Origin of the sequence: Flavobacterium sp. TSSA_36, assembly GCF_051547165.1 — a bacterium.
Classification (GTDB): Bacteria; Bacteroidota; Bacteroidia; order Flavobacteriales; family Flavobacteriaceae; genus Flavobacterium.
Genome location: NZ_JBPTTP010000001.1, coordinates 769,987 through 792,895, shown reverse-complemented (window position 1 = coordinate 792,895; position 22,909 = coordinate 769,987). Strand labels below are relative to the sequence as shown.

Here is a 22,909-nt window from a genome sequence, read left to right as displayed (position 1 = left end):
CGAATCTGAGGTAAAAATAAGAACTATTTCTAGTCAATGATATCAAAACCACAATACGGACGTAAAACTTCTGGGATTACGATTCCGTCTGGAGTTTGGTAGTTTTCTAAAATTCCGGCCAAAACTCTTGGCAAAGCCAAAGAACTTCCGTTCAAGGTATGCGCCAATTGATTTTTTCCGTCTTTGTCTTTGAAACGTAATTTCAAACGGTTAGCTTGAAAGGTTTCAAAATTAGACACAGATGAAATTTCTAACCAACGGTCTTGCGCAGTAGAAAACACTTCAAAATCATAGGTCAATGCCGAAGTGAATCCCATATCTCCTCCGCACAAACGCAAAATTCGGTATGGTAATTTTAGTTCCTGCAAAATATCTTTTACATGTTCTACCATACCATCCAAAGCTTCGTATGATTTTTCTGGATGCTCGATACGAACAATTTCTACTTTATCAAATTGGTGCAAACGGTTTAATCCACGTACATGTGCCCCATAAGATCCTGCTTCACGACGGAAACAAGGGGTGTAAGCGGTACATAATATTGGCAATTCGTTTTCACTTACGATAACATCTCTAAATAAATTGGTTACAGGAACCTCAGCCGTTGGAATCAAATACAAATCATCAATAGTTGAGTGATACATTTGTCCTTCTTTGTCTGGCAATTGACCCGTTCCGTAGCCTGAAGCTTCGTTTACCAAATGTGGCACTTGCATTTCTTTGTAGCCAGCAGCTGTGTTTTTATCTAAAAAATAGTTGATTAAAGCACGTTGTAAGCGAGCTCCTTTTCCTTTATAAACAGGGAATCCTGCACCGGTGATTTTCACACCCAATTCAAAATCGATGATGTCGTATTTTTTTACCAATTCCCAATGCGGCAAAGCGTCTTCGTGCAACGTAGGAATGTCGCCTTCTTGAAAAACATTCAGGTTGTCGTCTGCAGATTTTCCGTTCGGAACACTATCCGCTGGAAGGTTAGGTAAGGTATATAATTTTTGAGTCAGTTCTTCGGCTAAAGCGTCTGCTTTTTCTGCCAATTCCTTGCTTTTTTCTTTTAAAGAAACTGTTTTTTCTTTAAGAATAGCGGCTTTTGCTTTCTCGCCACTTTTCATCAAATCACCAATGTCTTTGGACAATTTATTAGATTCAGATAAAGTGTTGTCTAAAGCCACTTGAGTAGCTCGACGTTGTTCGTCTAGTTGTACCACTTCGTTTACAATACTGTTAGCATCAATGTTTCTTTTGGCTAAAGCGTTGATTACTTTTTCTTGATTCTCTCTAATAAATGCGATTTGTAACATAGTTTTGTTTTTAACTCTTGTATTTATGGCTATTTGCGCCCACAAATTTAAGGAAATGTTTGATAAGTACTAGACAAAGTTTTAGGAAAAGGTTTTTAGGTTTGGATTCATAAAAAAACCTTCTTTGAATGATATCCAAAGAAGGTTTTTTTTAAAGAATTGACAGGGATTTAATTTTTAATCTTCTGTTCTAAAATGACTTCTTTTTGAGGTGGAATTCGTTTTTTCAGAAACAAGATTTGTCCCAAATGACTGGATTGATGCTCCATTACATGAAACCAGCAGTAATGATTCGAAATTTCTTCTTTCATCACAAGTTGGTTAAACCACGCATCATCTCTTTTCTTCAATTCTTCGATAGTTTTATTTCTTACTTGTGTATATATATCTAAATAATATTGCACATCATGCCCTTTCCATTCCTCTCGTCCTCCTTTATCTAGGTCTAAAGCGGTGCCCCATTTTGCTTTTTCTTCGGGGGTAAATTCTCTATTTTCGAAAGTAAGGACTTGATAATATTTTTCGGCAGCGGCCAAATGCATAATTAGCGAACCGATTCTATTGGCTTTTTCATCGTGTAAATAATCAATTTCGTATATACTCATATTTTTTACAGTGCGTTCGACTCTGTCCTTCAAATCCTCTAGCATCGAAATCATCGCGCCAATTTGAGGTGATGCTCCTTCAACATTTCCAATTTTACCAGTTTCTTTAACGACAATTCCTGTACCTTCAAGAAGTAAACTAGTATTCCCAGCAACAGCGCTTTTATCTAGTTTTGCGCTATATTCTTTGACTTTTGTAATCTTGCCTTTTCGAGTTCCAAATTCCCATTTTTGAATTTCTCCATTTTTGAGGGGCATTTCAAAACTAGCATTCATAATACTGTAGGGTTCTAATACGCCTTTGGCATTTTCTATGAAAAGTTCGAATTTGTCAAAATAGAATTTACCGTTGTAAGAACACGAGCCGCCAAAATTTAACGCTTTTGAGTTCTCATCAATGGTTCCTTCAATAGTGTAAGATTGCCAAGTGTTCGATTTAATGGGTCTGTCCCACATATTATCAAAGAAACCCATTTCATCGTCTTTGTTATCAACTCTTGACCAAAGTCCAGCCCAAGCTTTCGGTTCATTTGATTCAACTTTGACAGAAGCTACCACTTTGAATTTCTTTTTTACTTTGGTCTGAATATCAATGGTTTGACGGAATGCCACCCAATCATTAGAGATAACTCCTTGACTCTGCGCTTGAATAGTTACCACGACAAGGAAAAAGAATGAGATTATTAAGTTTTTCATTAGATCATAATTTCGAATTATACATCAACTAATTTTACTGTCTACGAAATTATAAAAAAAACATTATCGATTACGTTAATTTACTGAAAAACAATAAGATAGTTGCTTTTTTCAAAAAAAAATCCCTTAAAACTATAATACATTTAATGTTTCATGTTTTATTATTTTCAAAATCTGGATAATTTTTATTTTTTACGCCAATGAAATTCGTGTCGTTGTGCTTATGACTTTTTAATTTCATGCCCAACAAATTCTTCTAAAACAGCAAACATTTGGTCTACTGAAAGCACTTCAAAGTCCGGATGGCTTTTTAAAAAATTGGCGTTCAAAGTCACTAAATTTTCCTCAATCTCAAAAAAAACATCACTATTGATTGCGTCTCGTACAGGATTTATACCTTCTAATTTTCCTTTCAGAAATTTATTGAGTTTCACGTTACTCATCAGTTTTACCTTTTTGGCTTGTTGCTGAAATAATTCCAAGTGTTTTTGGCCACCAATCAACGTCAATCCTTCTTCTATTAACTCATTCAACTCGGCATTCCAACCCGAATGATGCACGAATTTTGAAAAATTTCCTGACAAATATTGCGTGTAATAGTAATCCAAATAATAGCTAGTCAAAGCATCTTCATGAATCAATTCCTCTTCTACGCCTTCTTCTCTCAATAAATTGATTACTGATATATTTGAATGAATGACATCCTGAAGATTTTCGCTAGTAAAAGCGGTTTCCGAAACTAGTATTCTGCCGAATTCCATAAGACTTTTGTTTTTGAAGATTTCAGGCAAATTTCGGGTAAATTAATGGAGCATGGAAATGTTTTTCCACCCATCAGGGCAAACGCATGAGTTTAAAAAAAATAATCAGACACATATTTCTCAGATTCCACAGATTTGGAGGCCGAAATAATTGCACGTAATGTTCGATTATAAGTATAACAAATCAAAAAAAAATTGATGAACGAAAATTAGTGTGTTTTTGTTTAGCAAGAATTCAAAAATTAGCGCTCATTTGTGAAATTCGTATTAAAAATTATAGTACCTACAGACTTCCTAACCCGTGCTTGAAATAGAACGATTTTTAAAAATTTCAATACTTGGGCGTTACCACAAGGGTCGGGCTTTACGTTACAATCTTTTTGAGGCAGAAAAAGCCTCAAAAAGGATTTCCTCTGCAATCCCTAACGCAACATCCGGTAATGAATAGCTTCAGCCTTAAAACAAAAGAACGAATCTATAAATCATTAGATTCGTCCGTATGCTTTTGCGCATTCATTTTGGCCACCAAAGCTTTCATTCTCTTGGCTCGTAACTCTTTCTCTTCTCGCTCTTTTGCCTTCTTCCGATTGAGCAATTTGGTATGCAACGCCTTGTTTTTGGTGTTTTTTTCAGGTCCTTTAGCCATAACCTTAGTATTTATTGAATCTAATTTTTCTTCATTGGAGGTAAATCAAATGCCTTCGATTCGCCTTCAAAAGTATTACGGTGGGAACCATCACAAAAAGGTTTATTCGAGGATAAACCACATCGGCACAAGCCCAAAGCTGTTCTTCCTTCAAGTCCATAAACATTTCCGTCTTGATCTACTATTTCAAAATCCCCTTCAATTTTTATAGATCCGTTTTTATTGATCGTTAGTTTTGTCTTGCTCATAATTTGTTTTGTTTTGACTTCAAAGGTCATAAAATTTAAATTGATATTTCGGTTTTCAAATCTTCTTTTTTACAGAAGTACGGACAAGTCGCGACTTGTCCCTACGTGCTATCATAAAAAATCTTATTTTTGCAGGCAATAAAACAGAATAAAGATGCAGAATCCAAAAAGATATACCATTACAGCAGCATTACCTTATACCAACGGACCCATTCATATTGGGCATTTGGCGGGAGTTTACGTGCCTTCGGACATTTATTCACGTTATTTGCGTTTGCAAGGAAGGGATGTGGTGTTTGTTTGTGGAAGTGATGAACATGGAGTGGCTATCTCGATGAAAGCCAAAAAAGAAGGCATTACGCCTCAAGAAGTAATCGATAAATACGATGGAATCATTAGAAAATCATTTGCTGATTTCGGAATTTCATTTGACAATTATTCTAGAACTTCGGCTGAAATTCATCACAAAACGGCTTCTGAATTCTTCAAAAAATTATACGACAAAGGTGATTTTATCGAAGAAATTACCGAACAATTATACGATGCCAAAGCCAATCAGTTTTTGGCCGATCGTTTTGTAGTAGGTACTTGCCCAAAATGTGGTAACGAGGAAGCCTACGGAGATCAATGCGAAAAATGTGGTTCTACATTAAATGCTACCGACTTAATCAATCCGAAGTCGACCATTACGGGAGAAACTCCTATTTTGAAATCGACCAAACACTGGTTCTTGCCTCTAGATCGTTATGATGCGTTTTTGAGAGAATGGATTTTGGAAGGTCATAAAAATGATTGGAAACCTAACGTGTACGGTCAAGTAAAGTCTTGGATTGACGGCGGATTAGAGCCTCGTGCCGTTACTCGTGACTTAGATTGGGGAATTGATGTTCCTGTTGAAGGTGCCGAAGGAAAAAAATTATACGTTTGGTTTGATGCCCCAATTGGTTACATTTCTTCTACCAAAGAATGGGCCGCCAGAGAAGGTAAAGATTGGGAACCGTACTGGAAAGATCAAGATACCAAATTAGTACATTTTATCGGAAAAGACAATATCGTTTTTCACTGTGTGATTTTCCCAGCAATGTTAAAAGCGGAAGGCAGTTTTATCTTGCCTGATAATGTTCCAGCAAACGAATTCTTGAATTTAGAAGGAAATAAATTATCGACTTCGAAAAACTGGGCCGTTTGGTTGCACGAATATTTAGAAGAATTCCCAAATCAGCAGGATGTGTTGCGCTATGCCTTGACTTCGAATGCTCCAGAAACCAAAGACAACGATTTTACTTGGAAAGATTTTCAAGCTAGAAACAACAACGAATTGGTGGCTATTTTTGGAAATTTCATCAATCGTGTGGTAGTGTTGACGAATAAATATTACAACGGAATTGTTCCAACTCCAAATGAATTATCCGAAATAGACGAGCAAACTTTAGAGGAATTGAAAGCTTATCCAGCGGTGATTTCAAGCTCTATCGAAAGATACCGATTTAGAGAAGCTTTAGGCGAAATGATGAATGTAGCCCGATTAGGAAATAAATATTTGGCAGACGAAGAACCTTGGAAAATGGTCAAAACCGATCCAGAACGTACCAAAACCCAAATGTATGTAGCCTTGCAAATTGCGGCTGCTTTAAGTTCGCTTTGCGAGCCATTCTTACCGTTTACGTCACAAAAATTGTTACGTATGCTAAATATCGATGTCAATAATTGGAATTTAGATTTTGACAATTGGAATTTACTACCTGCAGGTCACCAAATTCGAGAAGCAGAATTGCTTTTCTCTAAAATTGAAGACGAAGCGATTCAAAAACAAATCGACAAACTAGAAGCTACAAAAACGGCTAATAGTGCTGAAAATAAAAAAGCAGAACCACAGAAAGAGTTGATTCAGTTTGAAGATTTTGCGAAAATGGATATTCGAGTAGGAACTATTTTGGAAGCCGAAAAAATGCCAAAAGCGAATAAACTATTGATTCTAAAAGTAGATACTGGAATTGACGTTCGCACCATCGTTTCAGGAATTGCAGAGAGTTTTAAACCTGAAGATATTATTGGAAAACGAGTAACTATTTTAGTGAACTTAGCACCAAGAAATTTACGTGGCGTTGAAAGCCAAGGTATGATTTTGATGACTACCAATGCAGAAGGCAAACTCGCTTTTGTGAATCCAGATGCGGAGGGAGTTGCAAATGGAGAATCGATAAATTAGATAACACATAAACACCTCTCAATCAAACTATAACAAAACTTTATAATTTGTTCCCATAACTCTTTTGCAAACTTTGTAACTTTGCATTCAAAAATTAACTAAAAATATTAAGATATGTATCCACAAGATATGGTATTACCGATGCAAGCTGAGTTGACATCAGCTGGCTTTAAAGATTTACATACTGCTGAAGAAGTAAACCAAGCCATTAAAAGCGAAGGAACTACACTTGTTGTAGTAAATTCGGTTTGTGGTTGTGCAGCAAGAAACGCCCGTCCAGGAGCTGTTATGAGCATCGATGGAGCAAAAAAACCAGATCAGTTACTTACTGTTTTTGCTGGTGTGGATAAAGAAGCCGTTGACGCTGCAAGACAACACATGTTTCCCTTCCCTCCTTCATCTCCTTCTATTGCTTTGTTCAAAAACGGAGAATTAGTACATATGCTAGAACGTCATCATATTGAAGGGCGTCCTGCAGAGATGATTGCAGACAACTTGAAAGACGCTTTTAACGAAGTGTGCTAAATAGCATCAATATTAAAACAAAAAAACATCCGCAAATGCGGATGTTTTTTGTTTAGGTAGGTAACCGGTTTTAATTCCAACCACCGCCCAATGCTTTATACAACTGTACCATAGCTGATAATTGACGCTGTGATAATTGAGACAAACTAATTTCGGCATCAAATAACGAACGTTGCACATCCAATACTTCTAAATACGAAACATAGCCATTATAATAACGAGCATAAGATAATTCGTAATTCTTTTTAGCAGCAGCCACCTGACGACTTCTTGCTTCGTATTCCTCTTTTAAAGTAGTAGCATTTTGAATCGCATTTTCTACTTCAGCAATAGCGACTAGATAGGTTTTTTCATAACTAACTTTAGATTGTTCCGCCAATTGTCTATTGATTTCGACACGTCTTCTATTTTTTCCAAATTGAAAAATAGGTCCCGTTATCCCAACAGAAGCATTATCTCTATAAGATCCATCATTAAACAAGTCACCAATTTTTGGGGTGGCAAATCCAGCAATGGCAGCAATGTTAAACGATGGAAAACGCATGGCTTGTGCTACTCCAATTCTTTCATGGGCCGCAATATATTGCAATTCGGCTCTTTTCACATCGGGACGATTTTGCAACAATGTCGATGGAATGGCGGTAGGCAAATCGGTCACCATCAATTGATCTTTATTCATTTTACCACGCTCAATCGGACCTGGTATTTGACCAATTAAAATGGAGATGGTGTTTTCTAACACTGTGATTTGTCTTTTGATATTAGGCAAAGCAGCTTCAGCAATAGCCACTTGTTGTTCGATTTGCACTTTATCTAACTCAGATGTGTAACCACTTTTGAATCGATCGGAAATAATTAGGTACGAATCCTGGCGTGTTTTTAAAGTTTGCTTGGTAATTTCTAACTGATTATCCAAGTCTCGTAATTGAAAATAAGCCGTGGCGATGTCGCTCACAATACCTGCCATTACCGTTTTTCTTGCTTCTTCAGTAGCTAATAATTCATTTTGAACCGCTCTATTTTCATGACGTAATTTTCCCCAAAAATCAATTTCCCAAGACATATTTCCAATTAATGATGAATTTTGAATAAAATTTTGAGCCGAATTAGCAGCGGCACTGTATTGAAAGGACGGAAAAACATTGGCCTTGGTAAAACCTAAATTAGCTTTGGCTTGTTCAAGTCTAGAGACTGCAATTTTTAGGTCGAAATTATTTTCGATTCCTTTATTTATTAATCCTTTTAATAGTTCATCATTAAAAATATCAAACCATTTTACGTTTAAAATCGTTTTGGTAGTATCCGCATTTTTAGCATATTGATATTTACTTGCTGTATTTTCTTGGAATTCAGGAGCTTTATATTTCGGACCCACCAAACAACTAGTAGGCAAAAAGGCCAATACCACAAGTAAGGCTCCAAATTTTAATTTATTCCTCATGGCTAATAGATTTAGTAGATTCGACACTGTTTTCTTGATGTTTCTTTTTACCAACTCTTTCTACGAAAACGAATAAGACTGGAATAAAACATACTCCCATAATAGTAGCTACTAGCATTCCGCTAAACACGGTCATACCCATTACTTTTCTCGCCTGAGCACCAGCTCCAGAAGCGGTTAGCAATGGAACCACACCCAAAATAAAGGCAAACGCCGTCATCAAAATAGGTCTAAAACGCAATTTTGCAGCTGTCAAAGCAGCTTCCACTAAAGGTACTCCTTTTTCATATTCTGCTTTGGCGAACTCTACAATAAGAATGGCATTTTTGGCCGCTAGACCAATAAGCATTACCAATCCGATTTGCGCGAAAACATTATTTACATAATCTGGACTAAATAATTTACAGAGATACAATCCCAAAAAAGCCCCAAAAACAGCAAATGGTGTTCCTAAAAGTACGCTAAACGGAAGTTTCCAACTTTCATATTGAGCAGCTAGAATCAAGAAAACAAATAAGATGGCCATGATAAAAACGGTTGCTCCTTTCCCTTCGGCTTGTTTTTCTTGATAACTCATCGCTGACCATTGATAGCCCATATCAGTAGGCAACACTTTTAAAGCCGTTTCTTCAAGAGCTACTCTAGCCTCAGATGAGGTGTATCCTGGAGCAGGCGTTCCTCCAATTTCTGCCGAACGATACAAATTAAATCGAGTGGTAAATTCTGGCCCACTCTCTTTTTTAATTGTAGCAATACTTGAAATCGGAATCATGACATTATCTTTATTTCTAACAAAAATTTTATTGATATCCTCTGGATTTAAGGTAAAACTTGGAGCGGCTTGGATTAAAACAATATATTGTCGTCCGAATCTATTGAACTCGTTAACGTATTGCCCCCCTAAACTCGCACCAATGGCTAAATTCACGTCCGAAAGCGACAAATTCAACTCGGTTACTTTTTCACGATCGATGTCCAAACTAATTTGTGGCACATAAGGATTGAAAGTCGTTCTTACACTTCCAATTTCTGGACGCTTTCTAGCTTCGGCCATAAATCGCTGGGCATTTTCAAATAGATATTGTGGCGTTTTACCAGCCCTATCTTGTAGCATCATAGAAAAACCCGCAGCATTTCCAATACCACTAATTGGAGGTGGTCCAAAAGCAAAAGCAGTCGCTTCTGGTATGGCATAAACCAACTTACCATTTATTTCTTGAATGATTTCAAATACATCCTTCTCTCTTTTTTTCCACTCTTTTAAGGAAATGAAAAAGAATCCATTATTGGTAGCCATTGAGTTCTTCAACAAACTATATCCCGATACGGTAGTATAATATTCAATACCTTCTATTGATCCTAAAATACCTTCTATTTTTTTACAAACCGCTTCGGTTCTATGCAAGGATGACGCTCCCGGCAATTCCACGTTAACAAACAAATAACCCTGATCTTCCTCGGGTACAAAACCACCCGGGATTTTGCTTCCTAATAACACTATGGCTCCAATAATTATTCCAATAAAAATAAAACTACGAACCGTTTTTTTGATTAAAAAAGCGGTAAATCCAGTATATTTATTGGTAAATGATTCGAATTTCTGATTGAATGCCCTGAAAAATTTTCCTAACCAACCTTTAGCTTCTTGATTTGGTTTTAAGAGAAGAGAGCACAGTGCAGGACTCAAAGTAAGGGCGCTTATAGCAGAAAATATCACGGATATTGCAATTGTTATGGCAAATTGTTGATACAATCGACCGGTAATTCCTGGTGTCATCGCTACAGGAATAAAAACAGCTGTAAGTACTACCGCAATTGCTATTACAGGTCCTGAAACTTCTTTCATTGCTTTATTGGTAGCTTCCCGTGGTGACAAGCCGTGTTCTATGTGATGCATCACGGCCTCCACCACCACAATAGCATCATCAACCACAATTCCAATAGCCAAAACCAAGCCTAAAAGAGAAAGCACATTAACAGAAAACCCTAACAAAGGAAACAACATAAACACCCCAATTAAAGACACCGGTACCGTAAGTAAAGGAATAATTGTAGCTCTCCAGTTTTGTAAAAAGATAAACACTACAATAATTACCAAAAGTATCGCTTCTAAAAGCGTATGCATAATTTCACTTATTCCCTCTGTAATGGCCAAAGTAGTATCCAATGAGGTATCGTATTTAAGATCCTGAGGGAATTTTTTGCTCAATTCCTCCATGGTTTTCTTCGCCTCTGCTGCTACTTCAAGCGCATTAGATCCTGGCATTTGTTTGATCCCTATGGTTCCTGCAGGTTTTCCATTTAAAGCGCCTTTTGAAGCATAACTTTCTGTTCCTAAAGCAACGGTCGCTACGTCTTTTAATCGAACTTGTTGGTTCCCGATATTTGATTTTAGTATAATATTTTCAAAATCTTTAATGTCAACCAAACGATCTTTTAGTGTTACGTTGTAGGTAAACTCGTTTCCATCTTCTGCGGGTGGCGCACCAAATTTTCCTCCGGGAGCAATCGAGTTTTGATCCTTAATCGCACTCATAATATCCGGGATGGTCAATTTGTATTTGGCCAAAATATCGGGCTTGACCCAAATACGCATCGCATAATTACTTCCTCCAAAAATCACTACCTCACCAACACCTTTGATTCTAGATAAAGCATCTACAATATTGATATTGGCATAATTCGTTAAAAAATCGGAACTATAGGTATTGTTTGGAGAAGAAAGTGAGAATAAAAGCAATGGCATTGAGAGCGACTTTTTGGTCGTAACCCCCGTGTTTTTTACGTCAACTGGCAAAGTCGAGGTAGCTGAAGCTACACGATTTTGGGTCAACATCGTAGCATTATCCAAATCGGTTCCCATATCAAAGGTTACCGACAAAGACATACTTCCGTCGCCTGTGTTAGTTGATTGCATGTAGAGCATGTTCTCCACTCCATTTACTTTCTGCTCGATTGGGGTAGCAACCGCTTGCTCAACGTTTAATGCATTAGCCCCACGATAACTGGTCTGAATTTGAACTACTGGTGGCGCAATTTCAGGGTATTGTGCAATTGGGGTCTCAAGAATTGATAGTCCCCCAATAATCACCATAAAAATGGACAAAACTATGGCGACAATAGGCCTTCTTACAAAAAAATTATCCATGATTATTTTCCTTTATTTTGTTCAGATGTATAAGGTACGGGTGTTACTACAGATCCTGGTTGAATAAACATACTTCCTGTAATAGCCACTTTATCTCCTGCATTGATCCCTTTGGTAATTACCCAATCTTCCCCCACTTTGGTTCCTACTTCCACAATACGAACCTGAATTTTATTTTCATTATCAATGACTAAAACTTGATAAATTCCTTGTAATTCGGTCACCGCTTTTTGAGGAATTGCGATAGCATTGCGTTGGTTTTCTATCAAGGCTCTTACTTTGGAAAATTGTCCAGAACGCAAATTATTTTCTGGATTAGGGAAGGTCGTTTCAATGGTCATAGTTCCTGTAGTAGGATCAATTTTGGCATCCGAAAAATTCAGGACTCCTTTGTAAGGATGAACACTTCCGTCTGAAAGCAAAAGCTCAATATCATTTTCATTACTATTCTTACTCAAACTTTTCTTTTTACGATATTCTAAAAATTCGGCTTCGCTGATCGTGAATCTGACCCTAACTTTATCTAGTCGAGAAACGGTATTTAATTTTGAGGAATTCCCCATTCTAGATATATAATCTCCGACTCTAGCATTACTGATACCAATAACCCCATCAATAGGAGACATGATGTTACAATAACTTCTTTCAAGTTGTTGATTGCGCAATGCCGCTTGAGTACTTTCTAGGTTAGATCGAGCCGCTTTAGATTTGGCCACTGCCGCATCATATTCTCTTTTACTCACCGCATTCATGTCAACCAAGGGACGAATTCGTTTCAATTCCTCCTCGGCATTTACAAAATTACTTTGCGAAGTGGCTACTTGTCCTTTTACTTGTTCCACTTTTGTTTCATATTCTAAAGGATCTATAGTATAGAGTAATTGTCCTTTTTTTACCTTTTGTCCTTCGGTAAAGTGAATACCCGTCAAAATACCATCAACTCTAGCCGTTAAAACGATATCCAAATCGCCAAAAGTTTGAGCCGCAAATTCCTTGTATATAGGAACGTCTTTTGCAACTACAGTTATGAAAGGGGCTGGAATTGGAGGTGGAGCCTGACTTTCTTTTTTATTACAAGAAACAAGAAAAACAAATACAAAAAACAGGGCGATACTCTTTTTATAAGCCTTAACTAAGTCCATTTTCTATTTTTTTTAGGTTGATAGCCAATACAATTCCTTCAAATTTAACTAAAAAATATACACTAAAGATAGTTAAAAGGTTAATTTGAAAAAAATTATGCATCATTTATAGATAATTTATGAATGAATACAAACCCCTAGCTTGTTGCGTTCAGTATTCAAAAAAAAATTAATTAACTGACGGAATATAGGTTATTAATGAAAATGTTTCTAGGGCTTACCAAATTTGGATGCTACCTCTTTTAAAAATATGCCTTTTCAATGTGACTGTTTTTATCATTTATTTATAACATTTATATTTTTAAATAATTCAAAAAAATCGTATTAATTTCTATGTCACAAATGAATAAAAACCTCATTAGCGACAAACTTAAATCAATGAACTACTAATCGTTACAATTTCGTTAAACACTCTAAATCATTAGCTCTAAGAAATTTTTGACGCTTTTATCCATAAAAAAGCATTACATTTGCACCCGAATTCTTCCAATTAGAGTTCCTAAATTATTTCTCACTTAACGTTTATAGCATGCAACTGTATAACACCTTAAGCGCAGAAGAAAGAGCCGAGCTTATTGACCAAGCCGGAAAACAACGCCTAACGTTGTCTTTCTATGCGTATGCCAAAATTGAAGATCCCAAAAAATTTCGCGACGATTTGTTTATTGTATGGAATAAATTGGATGCATTAGGTAGAACCTATGTAGCCAAAGAAGGAATCAACGCGCAAATGTCTGTCCCTGCCGAAAATTTAGAAGCTTTTCGCGAAACACTAGAAGCTTATGAATTTATGCGCAACATTCGTTTGAATGTAGCCGTAGAACACGATGATCATTCGTTTTTGAAACTCACGGTAAAAGTGCGCGACAAAATTGTGGCCGACGGATTAAACGACGAAACCTTTGATGTAACCAATATTGGAGTACACCTCAAAGCCAAGGAATTCAACGAAATATTAGAAGATCCCAACACGATTGTAGTCGATTTTAGAAACCATTACGAGAGTGAAATTGGACATTTTAAAGGCGCTATTACTCCAGATGTGGAAACGTTTAGGGAATCATTGCCTATTATCAATGAACAATTACAAGATTTTAAAGAAGATAAAAATCTGGTGATGTATTGCACGGGTGGAATTCGCTGCGAAAAAGCTTCGGCTTACTTCAAACACCAAGGTTTTAAAAACGTTTTCCAATTAGAAGGTGGCATCATCAACTACGCCAAGCAAATCCAAGAAGAAAATCTAGAGAGTAAATTTATCGGAAAGAATTTCGTTTTTGACCATCGTTTGGGTGAGCGCATCACAGACGACATCGTTTCGCAGTGTCATCAATGCGGAAAACCTTGCGACAATCATACCAATTGCGAGAATGTTGGCTGTCATTTGTTGTTCATTCAATGTGACGAATGCAAAGAAGCCATGCAAAATTGTTGTTCCAACGAATGTTTAGACATCATCAACTTGCCACTTGTAGAGCAAGTCAAATTGAGAAAAGGCATGCAAGTAGGCAACAAAGTCTTCCGAAAAGGAAAATCGGATAAATTAGCCTTCAAGCATTCAGGCGAGCTTTCGGACACACCCTTGGCAGTAGTTACCACTCCAACCAAAATTCGTCAAAGAATCAAAATTAAAAAAACACTTTTAGGCAAGGCCGAACATTATTTTGTAAAAGCGCAAGTAGCCCTTTTTATGATTGAAAATAGCGAACTACAAGTGGGAGATACCATTTTAATTTCGGGTCCTACTACAGGAAACGAACAACTTGTGCTCGAAAAAATGTTAGTCAACGGCATCGAAAAAACGGTTGCACTACCTGGCGACAAAGTAACTTTTGAAGTGCCTTTTAGAGTCCGTTTATCTGATACATTGTATAAAATTTTAAAATAGTTTTTCTAAACTTTCAACTATCGCCATTGTCAAAGTTCTAAACTTTGACAATGGTTCACTCCGTAAAATAAATTAAACACAGATTTCACAAATTAATCTGTGAAAATCTGTGAAATCTGTGTCAAAACAATACACACAATGACAACAAACAACAAAATAGAATTAATGGCGCCTGCTGGAAATTTCGAATCCTTGCAAGCTGCTTTAGATAACGGCTGTGACTCCGTATATTTTGGAGTAGAACAACTCAATATGCGTGCCCGCGCTTCGGTAAATTTCACTATGGATGATTTGGCAGAAATTGCCAAACGTTGTGAAGCCAAAAATGTACGCAGTTACCTGACCTTAAACACCATCATTTATGACCACGACTTATCTGTGGTTAAAACTTTAATCAATAAAGCCAAGGAAGCCAACATTACTGCGGTGATTGCTTCCGATCAAGCCGTAATTGCAATGGCTCGAAGTGTGGGAATGGAAGTGCACATTTCGACGCAATTAAATGTGACCAATATCGAAACCATCAAATTCTACAGCCTTTTTGCCGATACTATGGTGTTGAGTCGGGAATTGAGTTTGCGTCAAGTAAAAAAAATCACCGAAAAAATCGAAAAAGAACAAATAAAAGGACCTAACGGGAATTTGGTCGAGATTGAAATCTTTGGTCACGGCGCTTTGTGCATGGCCGTTTCGGGGAAATGCTATTTGAGTCTGCACTCGCATAACTCCTCAGCCAACCGCGGTGCTTGCAAACAAAACTGTCGTAAAAAATATACCGTAATCGACCAAGAAACGGGTTTCGAAATCGAATTGGACAACGAGTATATGATGTCGCCCAAAGATTTATGCACCCTAGATTTCCTTGACCAAGTCATCGATTCGGGCATTCAAGTCCTTAAAATCGAAGGTCGTGGCCGTGCTCCTGAATATGTGGCTACCGTAATCAAAACTTATCGAGAGGCAATTGATTCCTACTATGATGGTACTTTTTCAAAAGAAAAAATTGCCGTTTGGATGGAGGCTTTGAATACCGTGTACAACCGCGGATTCTGGTCAGGTTATTACTTAGGACAAGAATTGGGCGAATGGAGCGATGTTTCCGGTTCCGTGGCTACGCAAAAGAAAGTCTATGTGGGCAAAGGCACCCATTTCTTCCCCAAAGCCGAAATTGGTCAATTCAAAATCGAAGCCTACGACATCAAAGTGGGCGATAAAATTTTGGTAACGGGTCCAAGCACCGGCGCACAAGAAATGATTATCGAAGAAATGTATGTCAACGATGCTTCGGCAGAGCGCGCTACCAAAGGAGACGATTGCACTCTCAAACTGCCGTTTAGAATCCGAATGTCCGACAAATTATACAAAATAGTAGAAGCCTAATGGTCATCATCACCCTACAAAGAGACAAATGCATCGGTTGCAATTACTGCGTAGAAATGGCGCCCGTACAGTTTCAAATGTCCAAAAAAGACGGTAAATCGGTACTCATCAAAAGTGTCAATGCCAAAGGTTTTTACACCCTAAAATCACCCGATCACACCATCGTAGAAAGTTGCGAACTCGCCGCCAAGGCTTGTCCCGTAAAAATCATTTCGATCAAAGAAACCTAGCCTCTACTTGTTTTTAAGGAGCAGAAAAAATAGGCATTTTTAGGAAGCATTGGTCCCGCTATCCGTTACAATCTTTGCGGGCTGAACCCCAGCCCACAAAGGATTTCCACTACTATCGGGGCTGAGGAGTCACAATAGGCTTCTTTAGGAACAATCTGATAATGAAAAAAACTAAACCATCACAATTCCTTTTGTGATGGTGTTTTGTTTTTATTAATAAGAAAAAAGCACTATATTCGTATGACCCTTATATTTTTCTAAATAACTCATAAAACAATAGTTATGCCAATAGAAAATAACCTTGCGAATCACGGCAAACGATTCTCATCCTTTGTTATTGATTTACTCCCTATTCAAATAATAGTATTTCTTATTTTCTATTTTTTTATAGATTATAATACCCTATTAGTCCATTATTTCCCTCAAGAAACTACAGCAACTCCAAGAATGCATTTTTTAAAAGAAAAGAACATGATTGGCTATATTTCTTTTATACTCTGGATTTTATACTGTACCATTATGGAATGTTCAAAATATCAAGGAACTTTCGGAAAAACAGCAATGAATATCAAAGTTGTGGATAGTACTGGCAATCGACTAAGTTTTTCAAAATCACTACAAAGAAACCTAAGTAAAATAATTTCTAATTTATGTATTGGATTCGGTTTCGTTTGGATACTATTTGACAAACAAAATCAAGGATGGCATGACAAACTCAACAACACTTTTGTGGTTAATAAATATTCTAAATTTAAAAATATTTAGAATTCATAACTAAACCGGAACACTCTATTAGAGACAGCCACAATCTACTTCTTTATAATCCATCATAAATGAAATCACACAAACCATTACAACACTTTTTGTGGTCGTTTTTATTTTTACCTCATACTTATATATCTTCAAAACCTCAAAAACATAATCATTTTGGAATCAATTCCAAAATAAACATAATCATTTTGGAATCAATTCCAAAATAAACATAATCATTTTGGAATTACAATCAAAAAAAACTACATTTGTTTTCTTAAAACCAATGCTTTATGGTTACAAGAGCACAAACTACTTATGCAAAAGCCCGTTTATTCAAAGGGAAAGCTTTACTTATATTTGGCCCAAGACAAGTGGGGAAGACAACTTTTGTACAACATCTAGTGGCAGACCTCGACAAAAAAACACTTTTCTTAAACGGAGACGAATCGGATGTGCTTACTTTATTCGAAAATCCTAACGTAACCAAACTCAAAAATATAATTGGTAACAATGAGATTTTAGTGATTGACGAAGCGCAACGAGTGACAAACATTGGTATTGTTCTCAAAATAATCGTAGATCAAATCAAATCCGTGCAAGTCATTGCTACGGGATCCTCGAGTTTTGAATTGGCTAACAAACTCAACGAACCCCTAACAGGTAGAAAATATGAAATGTATTTGTTTCCAATTGCCTTCTCGGAAATGGTTACCCACACAGGGCTCATAGAAGAAAAAAGAAATATAGAACAACGACTACTCTACGGCAATTACCCAGAAATTATAAGCAACCCAATTGATGCTAAAGAACACATCAAACTCATTGCAAATAGTTATTTGTATAAAGATTTGTTTCTATTGGATCAAATAGCAAAACCTGTCGTACTTCAAAAAATAGTAAAAGCATTGGCACTACAAGTAGGGAGCGAGGTCAATTACAATGAATTAAGCAAACTCATACAAATTGATAATAAAACCGTAGAAAAATACATTGATTTATTAGAAAAAGCTTTTGTGATATTCAAACTACCCGCTTTGGCTAACAATGTCAGAAATGAAATTAAAAAAGGAAAGAAAATATATTTTTATGACAATGGCATTATCAATGCAGTTACAGGTAATTTCAATGGGATAAACCAAAGAAACGACACAGGAAACTTGTGGGAAAACTACATCATTAGCGAGCGCATAAAATATTTAAATATCCAACAAAAAGAAGCCGATTGCCATTTTTGGAGAACTACGCAACAACAAGAAATTGATTATATCGAAAAAAGAACTGACCGCCTTTTAGCTTGTGAAATCAAATGGAATAGGGCTGCGAAATATAAAATTCCCTCTACGTTTTTAGACAATTATAGCAATGTAACGACAACAATAGTTAATCCCGCTAACTACGAAGATTTTTTATTAGTCAAGTGATAAAATTGAAGTTAATTTATGGTAATTATTGTGGTAATTTTTATCAATAGTTGCCTCCAATTTTAATTGTAAGTCAATTTCTGATTCAAAAAAAAGCTATTACCCTCTCCAATTATTTTAGTATAATTTTAAGACGCATCCTTATTTTTTACCGTTGTAACATACAATTAAAAAATACTATCTTTACGGATTAAATTTAAGTAAGAACTCAAGTTGCTTTTTTGGCAACACTACAATATAATTATGGCTTGTACAAGTTGTTCAACTTCCGATGGTGGCGCACCAAAGGGGTGTAAAAATAATGGGACTTGCGGCACCGATAGCTGCAACAAATTAACCGTTTTTGATTGGCTTTCGAACATGAGTTTACCCAATGGCGAAGCGCCTTTTGACTGTGTCGAAGTACGTTTCAAAAACGGCAGAAAAGAATTTTACCGCAATACCGAAAAACTCACCTTGAGCATGGGAGATGTCGTGGCAACGGTAGCTTCACCTGGTCATGATATCGGAATTGTGACGCTAACTGGCGAATTGGTAAAAATTCAAATGAAGAAAAAAGGAGTCAACCACAATAGTGCCGAAATCCCAAAAATATACCGAAAAGCCTCCCAAAAAGACATCGATATTTGGACTACAGCCCGTGACAAAGAAGAACCCATGAAAGTGCGGGCTCGGGAATTGGCCATTCAGCATCAGCTCGAAATGAAAATTTCGGATATTGAATTTCAAGGCGACGGCTCCAAAGCCACTTTTTACTACACCGCTAACGACCGTGTCGATTTTAGAATGTTGATTAAGGATTTTGCTAAAGAGTTCAGCACCAGAGTTGAGATGAAGCAAGTAGGTTTCCGTCAAGAAGCGGCTCGTTTAGGAGGAATCGGTTCTTGCGGAAGAGAATTATGTTGTTCTACTTGGTTGACTGATTTTAGAAGTGTGAACACTTCAGCAGCACGTTACCAGCAATTGTCTTTGAATCCACAAAAATTAGCGGGACAATGTGGAAAATTGAAATGTTGTTTGAATTATGAACTAGACACCTACATGGATGCTTTGAAACATTTTCCGAATTTCGACTCCAAATTGGTAACCGAAAAAGGGGATGCTATCTGTCAAAAACAAGATATTTTCAAAGGTCTAATGTGGTTTGCTTACACAAATAATTTTGCGAATTGGCATGTATTAAAAATCGAACAAGTTCACGAAATCATTGCCGAAAATAAACTAAAAAATAAGGTTTCGGCTTTAGAAGATTACGCTATAGAAGTTGTGGCTGAACCGGAGAAAAACTTTAATAACGCTATGGGACAAGAGAGTTTAACTCGTTTTGACCAACCAAAAGCCAAAAAAAGACCAACTAAAAAACGTAAACCAGCTACTGCTAACATCAATACTAATGCGCTTACAGCAGCTCCAAAAGCACCAGCCGTTACTGCTGCACCAGCTAATGCAGCCAACAAACCTGCGAACTCAAACGGCACTAAAAAGCGGCCAAACAACAACAAAAATAGAGGAAATGCTGCTGAAAAAAAGCCTAATCCTAATACACCCAATGAACCTAGAAAACCTATAATTATTACTAAAAATGGGGATAAAAAATAGTTGTGTTTTATTTGCAATAGTAGTACTCTTAGTCGCTTGTGACAAAAAAAGAGTTTTTGACGAGTACCAATCCGTTGGAAGTGGCTGGAACAAAGACAGTATTGTTTCCTTTACTCTTCCTGAATTAGACTCCACCAAACGATACAATTTATTTGTAAATCTGAGAGCCAATGACGATTATAAATTCAATAATATCTTCTTGATTGTGGCTATGGAGCAAAAAAATGGCTTTACTAAAGTAGATACTTTAGAATACCAAATGGCCAATCCTGATGGCTCACTTTTAGGAGATGGCTTCTCGGATTTAAAAGAAAGTAAACTTTTTTATAAAGAAAAAGTTATTTGTAAAGGACAATTGAAAGTGTACATCAAACAAGCGTTGAGAGAAAATGACAAAGTCCCAGGTGTATCCGTTTTAGATGGAATTACCGATGTTGGTTTTAGAATAGAAACAATAGATTAAAATTATGGCAGTTAAAAAAAATAACACCTCGTCTAAAGGAATTGACAAAGACATCAATTACTATAAAAAGAAGTTCTGGAAAATTTACTTTTATGGTTTGGGGATTTTAGCCCTATTTTTCCTTTTTGCTTCGTGGGGCCTTTTTGGATCAATGCCTTCCTTTGAAGATTTAGAAAATCCCGATTCTAATTTGGCTACGGAAATCATCTCTTCTGACGGAGTGGTTTTGGGCAAGTATTTTCAAAAAAATCGCTCACAATTAAAATATTCCGACTTGCCAAAAAACTTGGTAGAAGCCTTGGTAGCTACAGAAGATGCTCGTTTTTATGAACATTCAGGAATTGATGGTAGAGGTACCCTCAGAGCTATTTTGAGTTTAGGAACTAGTGGAGGCGCTAGTACATTATCCCAACAATTGGCCAAACAATTATTTCACGGAGAAGGATCTAAATTCCTGCCATTTCGTATCGTTCAAAAAATGAAAGAATGGATTATTGCCATTCGATTAGAAAGACAATATACCAAAAACGAAATCATTGCCATGTACTGTAATGTATATGATTTTGGAAATAACTCTGTGGGGGTAAGTTCAGCAGCCAAAACCTATTTCTCCAAAGCTCCAAAAGATTTGACCATTGAAGAATCTGCGATTTTGGTAGGAATGTTCAAAAATTCTGGACTTTACAATCCAATACGCAATCCAGAAGGGGTAAAAAACCGTAGAAATGTAGTCTTGCATCAAATGGAAAAAGCAAAAATCATTTCTGAGCAACAAAAATTGCAACTACAAAGTTTACCGATCAAACTCAACTTCAAATTAGAAACGCACAAAGATGGTATCGCTACTTATTTTAGAGAGTATTTGAGAGATTACATGAAAAAATGGGTAGAAGAAAACAAAAAACCAGATGGTACAGATTATGACATCTACAAAGATGGTTTGAAAATTTATACTACCATAGATTCTAGAATGCAAACCTATGCTGAAGAAGCAGTGGCCGCTCATATGGCTAATATGCAAGAGGAATTCTTTTTGCAACAAAAAGGTAACAAAAACGCACCATTCATCAACATTACTGAAGCTGAAACGCAACGCATTTTAAAACAAGCCATGAAATCTTCCAACCGATGGGCTGTGATGAAGGCGATGGAAAAATCGGAAGATGAAATTATGGCTTCTTTTACTGTAAAAACTAAAATGAAAGTGTTCTCTTGGAAAGGAGAAATCGATACTTTGATGACTCCCATGGATTCTATTCGGTATTACAAACACTTTTTACAGTCGGGCTTAATGGCCATGGAACCACAAACCGGAAGCATCAAAGCTTGGGTGGGAGGTATCAACTATAAATATTTTCAATACGATCACGTTGGACAAGGAGCACGACAAGTAGGTTCGACTTTTAAACCTTTTGTGTATGCTACAGCTATCGAACAATTGAATATGTCGCCCTGTGACTCGATCATCGACTCTCCTTTTATGATACACAAAGGTCGTCACCACGTTACTGAAGATTGGGAACCCCGAAATTCAGATAACAAATACCGAGGCATGGTGACTTTAAAACAAGGATTAGCCTATTCTATCAATACTATTTCAGCCAAGCTAATTGACAAAACCGGTCCAGAGGCTGTAGTAGCATTGACCCATAAATTAGGAGTAAAATCTGAAATCATCAACCAACCTTCCATTGCCTTAGGCGCAGTAGAAATTACCGTTGAAGATATGGTGGCAGCTTACAGTACATTTGCCAATCAAGGAGTGTATGTCAAACCACAGTTCTTAACGAAAATCGAAGACAAAAGCGGCGTAGTTATCTACGAACCCATTCCAGAATCACACGATGTATTGAATAAAGACATTGCTTTTGCCGTAATTAAATTACTAGAGGGCGTAACCGAAAGTGGCTCTGGAGCTAGATTAAGAACCGAAGGTGGTGGCTCTGGCGACCATCGTTGGACAGGCTATCCGTACATGTTTAAAAACCCAATTGCAGGAAAAACAGGAACCTCTCAAAATCAATCGGATGGCTGGTTTATGGGAATGGTACCCAATTTAGTTACCGGTGTTTGGGTAGGTTGTGAAGATCGTTCCGCGCGTTTCAAAACGTTAACTTACGGACAAGGTGCGGCAACTGCCTTACCTGTTTGGGGGTATTTCATGAAAAAATGTTACGAAGATACCACTCTTCAAGTATCAAAAGATCCTTTTGAAAGACCCGCCAATCTTTCTATTAAAGTAGACTGTTATACTCCAAGAAAAAAAGTCGTGGTAGATACTACTGCAGTAGAGCAAAGCACTGAAGAATTTGAACTTTAATTTTCCTAAATAAATAACGATAGTACTTTCCCTACTATCGTTATTTTATTTTACAATCCAAAAAAACAAACGACTATTGATTCACGACAATTCAAATTTGAATTTCGCAATCGATTTCGCTTATAATTGATTT

Annotated in this window: 18 protein-coding genes; 10 read left to right on the top strand and 8 right to left on the bottom strand. The window is 36.8% G+C overall.

Annotated features, from left to right (window positions below; translation table 11 throughout):
• Positions 1-29: 29 nt before the first annotated feature.
• The 5 genes from serS to ACSVH7_RS03370 all read right to left on the bottom strand — a co-directional run bounded on the left by serS (position 30) and on the right by ACSVH7_RS03370 (position 4,257).
• The gene (gene serS / locus ACSVH7_RS03390) at positions 30-1,301 is read right to left on the bottom strand and encodes a serine--tRNA ligase (RefSeq protein WP_438065280.1); all 1,272 of its coding nucleotides are present in this window, start codon (positions 1,299-1,301) and stop codon (positions 30-32) included.
• 170 nt (positions 1,302-1,471) lie between these two features.
• Positions 1,472-2,602, bottom strand: a complete 1,131-nt coding sequence (locus ACSVH7_RS03385; protein WP_438065279.1) for a mycothiol transferase — start codon at positions 2,600-2,602, stop codon at positions 1,472-1,474.
• Between the two features lie 221 nt (positions 2,603-2,823).
• Positions 2,824-3,363 carry a DMP19 family protein gene (locus tag ACSVH7_RS03380; RefSeq protein WP_438065278.1) on the bottom strand — a complete coding sequence of 180 codons (540 nt, stop codon included), beginning with the start codon at positions 3,361-3,363 and terminating at the stop codon, positions 2,824-2,826.
• Between the two features lie 475 nt (positions 3,364-3,838).
• Complete coding sequence (locus ACSVH7_RS03375) at positions 3,839-4,009, bottom strand: hypothetical protein (RefSeq protein ID WP_438065277.1); 171 nt, start codon at positions 4,007-4,009, stop codon at positions 3,839-3,841.
• A 20-nt stretch (positions 4,010-4,029) separates the two neighbouring features.
• A complete protein-coding gene (locus ACSVH7_RS03370; protein WP_024980642.1) occupies positions 4,030-4,257 on the bottom strand; it encodes a CDGSH iron-sulfur domain-containing protein in 228 nt (75 codons plus the stop codon).
• A 154-nt stretch (positions 4,258-4,411) separates the two neighbouring features.
• Here ACSVH7_RS03370 and metG point away from each other — a divergent pair, with 154 nt between their 5' ends.
• On the top strand, positions 4,412-6,466 hold the full coding sequence (gene metG, locus ACSVH7_RS03365) for a methionine--tRNA ligase (protein ID WP_438065276.1): 2,055 nt from the start codon (positions 4,412-4,414) through the stop codon (positions 6,464-6,466).
• Between the two features lie 114 nt (positions 6,467-6,580).
• Entirely contained in the window at positions 6,581-6,991 is a 411-nt protein-coding gene (locus ACSVH7_RS03360) for a BrxA/BrxB family bacilliredoxin (protein ID WP_438065275.1), read from the top strand.
• 70 nt (positions 6,992-7,061) lie between these two features.
• On the opposite strand, the gene ACSVH7_RS03355 is transcribed toward ACSVH7_RS03360, so the two are convergent.
• The 3 genes from ACSVH7_RS03355 to ACSVH7_RS03345 are packed head-to-tail and all read right to left on the bottom strand — an operon-like array spanning position 7,062 to position 12,722.
• The gene (locus tag ACSVH7_RS03355; protein ID WP_438065274.1) at positions 7,062-8,432 is read right to left on the bottom strand and encodes an efflux transporter outer membrane subunit; all 1,371 of its coding nucleotides are present in this window, start codon (positions 8,430-8,432) and stop codon (positions 7,062-7,064) included.
• Entirely contained in the window at positions 8,422-11,580 is a 3,159-nt protein-coding gene (locus ACSVH7_RS03350) for an efflux RND transporter permease subunit (protein ID WP_438065273.1), read from the bottom strand. The genes ACSVH7_RS03355 and ACSVH7_RS03350 overlap by 11 nt, the downstream gene beginning before the upstream one ends.
• Before the next feature lie 2 nt (positions 11,581-11,582).
• Positions 11,583-12,722 (bottom strand): efflux RND transporter periplasmic adaptor subunit, encoded by a 1,140-nt coding sequence (locus ACSVH7_RS03345; RefSeq protein ID WP_438065272.1) that lies wholly within the window; start codon positions 12,720-12,722, stop codon positions 11,583-11,585.
• Positions 12,723-13,251: 529 nt separating this feature from the next.
• Between ACSVH7_RS03345 and trhO the strand changes: the two genes are divergently transcribed.
• The 8 genes from trhO to ACSVH7_RS03305 all read left to right on the top strand — a co-directional run bounded on the left by trhO (position 13,252) and on the right by ACSVH7_RS03305 (position 22,776).
• Positions 13,252-14,610: an oxygen-dependent tRNA uridine(34) hydroxylase TrhO gene (gene trhO / locus ACSVH7_RS03340; RefSeq protein ID WP_438065271.1), complete on the top strand. Its 1,359-nt coding sequence runs from the start codon at positions 13,252-13,254 to the stop codon at positions 14,608-14,610.
• 138 nt (positions 14,611-14,748) lie between these two features.
• Complete coding sequence (locus ACSVH7_RS03335; protein ID WP_438065270.1) at positions 14,749-15,990, top strand: peptidase U32 family protein; 1,242 nt, start codon at positions 14,749-14,751, stop codon at positions 15,988-15,990.
• Positions 15,990-16,220 (top strand): ferredoxin, encoded by a 231-nt coding sequence (locus ACSVH7_RS03330; RefSeq protein ID WP_438065269.1) that lies wholly within the window; start codon positions 15,990-15,992, stop codon positions 16,218-16,220. The genes ACSVH7_RS03335 and ACSVH7_RS03330 overlap by 1 nt, the downstream gene beginning before the upstream one ends.
• A 282-nt stretch (positions 16,221-16,502) precedes the next feature.
• A complete protein-coding gene (locus tag ACSVH7_RS03325; RefSeq protein WP_438065268.1) occupies positions 16,503-16,985 on the top strand; it encodes an RDD family protein in 483 nt (160 codons plus the stop codon).
• Positions 16,986-17,263: 278 nt separating this feature from the next.
• On the top strand, positions 17,264-18,394 hold the full coding sequence (locus ACSVH7_RS03320; protein ID WP_438065267.1) for an ATP-binding protein: 1,131 nt from the start codon (positions 17,264-17,266) through the stop codon (positions 18,392-18,394).
• Between the two features lie 243 nt (positions 18,395-18,637).
• Complete coding sequence (locus tag ACSVH7_RS03315) at positions 18,638-19,993, top strand: PSP1 domain-containing protein (RefSeq protein ID WP_438065266.1); 1,356 nt, start codon at positions 18,638-18,640, stop codon at positions 19,991-19,993.
• Entirely contained in the window at positions 19,977-20,456 is a 480-nt protein-coding gene (locus ACSVH7_RS03310; RefSeq protein WP_438065265.1) for a gliding motility lipoprotein GldH, read from the top strand. Before ACSVH7_RS03315 ends, ACSVH7_RS03310 begins: the two co-directional genes overlap by 17 nt.
• A gap of 4 nt (positions 20,457-20,460) precedes the next feature.
• On the top strand, positions 20,461-22,776 hold the full coding sequence (locus ACSVH7_RS03305; protein WP_438065264.1) for a penicillin-binding protein 1A: 2,316 nt from the start codon (positions 20,461-20,463) through the stop codon (positions 22,774-22,776).
• Positions 22,777-22,909: the final 133 nt, after the last annotated feature.

What these genes read in the sequence shown, in the direction of transcription:
- ACSVH7_RS03330 (WP_438065269.1), top strand. Translation starts at nt 15,990, where the DNA reads ATGGTCATCATCACCCTACAAAGAGACAAATGCATCGGTTGCAATTAC.
- ACSVH7_RS03355 (WP_438065274.1), bottom strand. Translation starts at nt 8,432, where the DNA reads ATGAGGAATAAATTAAAATTTGGAGCCTTACTTGTGGTATTGGCCTTT.
- ACSVH7_RS03370 (WP_024980642.1), bottom strand. Translation starts at nt 4,257, where the DNA reads ATGAGCAAGACAAAACTAACGATCAATAAAAACGGATCTATAAAAATT.
- ACSVH7_RS03380 (WP_438065278.1), bottom strand. Translation starts at nt 3,363, where the DNA reads ATGGAATTCGGCAGAATACTAGTTTCGGAAACCGCTTTTACTAGCGAA.
- serS (WP_438065280.1), bottom strand. Translation starts at nt 1,301, where the DNA reads ATGTTACAAATCGCATTTATTAGAGAGAATCAAGAAAAAGTAATCAAC.
- ACSVH7_RS03375 (WP_438065277.1), bottom strand. Translation starts at nt 4,009, where the DNA reads ATGGCTAAAGGACCTGAAAAAAACACCAAAAACAAGGCGTTGCATACC.
- ACSVH7_RS03335 (WP_438065270.1), top strand. Translation starts at nt 14,749, where the DNA reads ATGACAACAAACAACAAAATAGAATTAATGGCGCCTGCTGGAAATTTC.
- ACSVH7_RS03385 (WP_438065279.1), bottom strand. Translation starts at nt 2,602, where the DNA reads ATGAAAAACTTAATAATCTCATTCTTTTTCCTTGTCGTGGTAACTATT.
- ACSVH7_RS03360 (WP_438065275.1), top strand. Translation starts at nt 6,581, where the DNA reads ATGTATCCACAAGATATGGTATTACCGATGCAAGCTGAGTTGACATCA.
- trhO (WP_438065271.1), top strand. Translation starts at nt 13,252, where the DNA reads ATGCAACTGTATAACACCTTAAGCGCAGAAGAAAGAGCCGAGCTTATT.
- ACSVH7_RS03350 (WP_438065273.1), bottom strand. Translation starts at nt 11,580, where the DNA reads ATGGATAATTTTTTTGTAAGAAGGCCTATTGTCGCCATAGTTTTGTCC.
- ACSVH7_RS03305 (WP_438065264.1), top strand. Translation starts at nt 20,461, where the DNA reads ATGGCAGTTAAAAAAAATAACACCTCGTCTAAAGGAATTGACAAAGAC.
- metG (WP_438065276.1), top strand. Translation starts at nt 4,412, where the DNA reads ATGCAGAATCCAAAAAGATATACCATTACAGCAGCATTACCTTATACC.
- ACSVH7_RS03325 (WP_438065268.1), top strand. Translation starts at nt 16,503, where the DNA reads ATGCCAATAGAAAATAACCTTGCGAATCACGGCAAACGATTCTCATCC.
- ACSVH7_RS03345 (WP_438065272.1), bottom strand. Translation starts at nt 12,722, where the DNA reads ATGGACTTAGTTAAGGCTTATAAAAAGAGTATCGCCCTGTTTTTTGTA.
- ACSVH7_RS03310 (WP_438065265.1), top strand. Translation starts at nt 19,977, where the DNA reads ATGGGGATAAAAAATAGTTGTGTTTTATTTGCAATAGTAGTACTCTTA.
- ACSVH7_RS03320 (WP_438065267.1), top strand. Translation starts at nt 17,264, where the DNA reads ATGGTTACAAGAGCACAAACTACTTATGCAAAAGCCCGTTTATTCAAA.
- ACSVH7_RS03315 (WP_438065266.1), top strand. Translation starts at nt 18,638, where the DNA reads ATGGCTTGTACAAGTTGTTCAACTTCCGATGGTGGCGCACCAAAGGGG.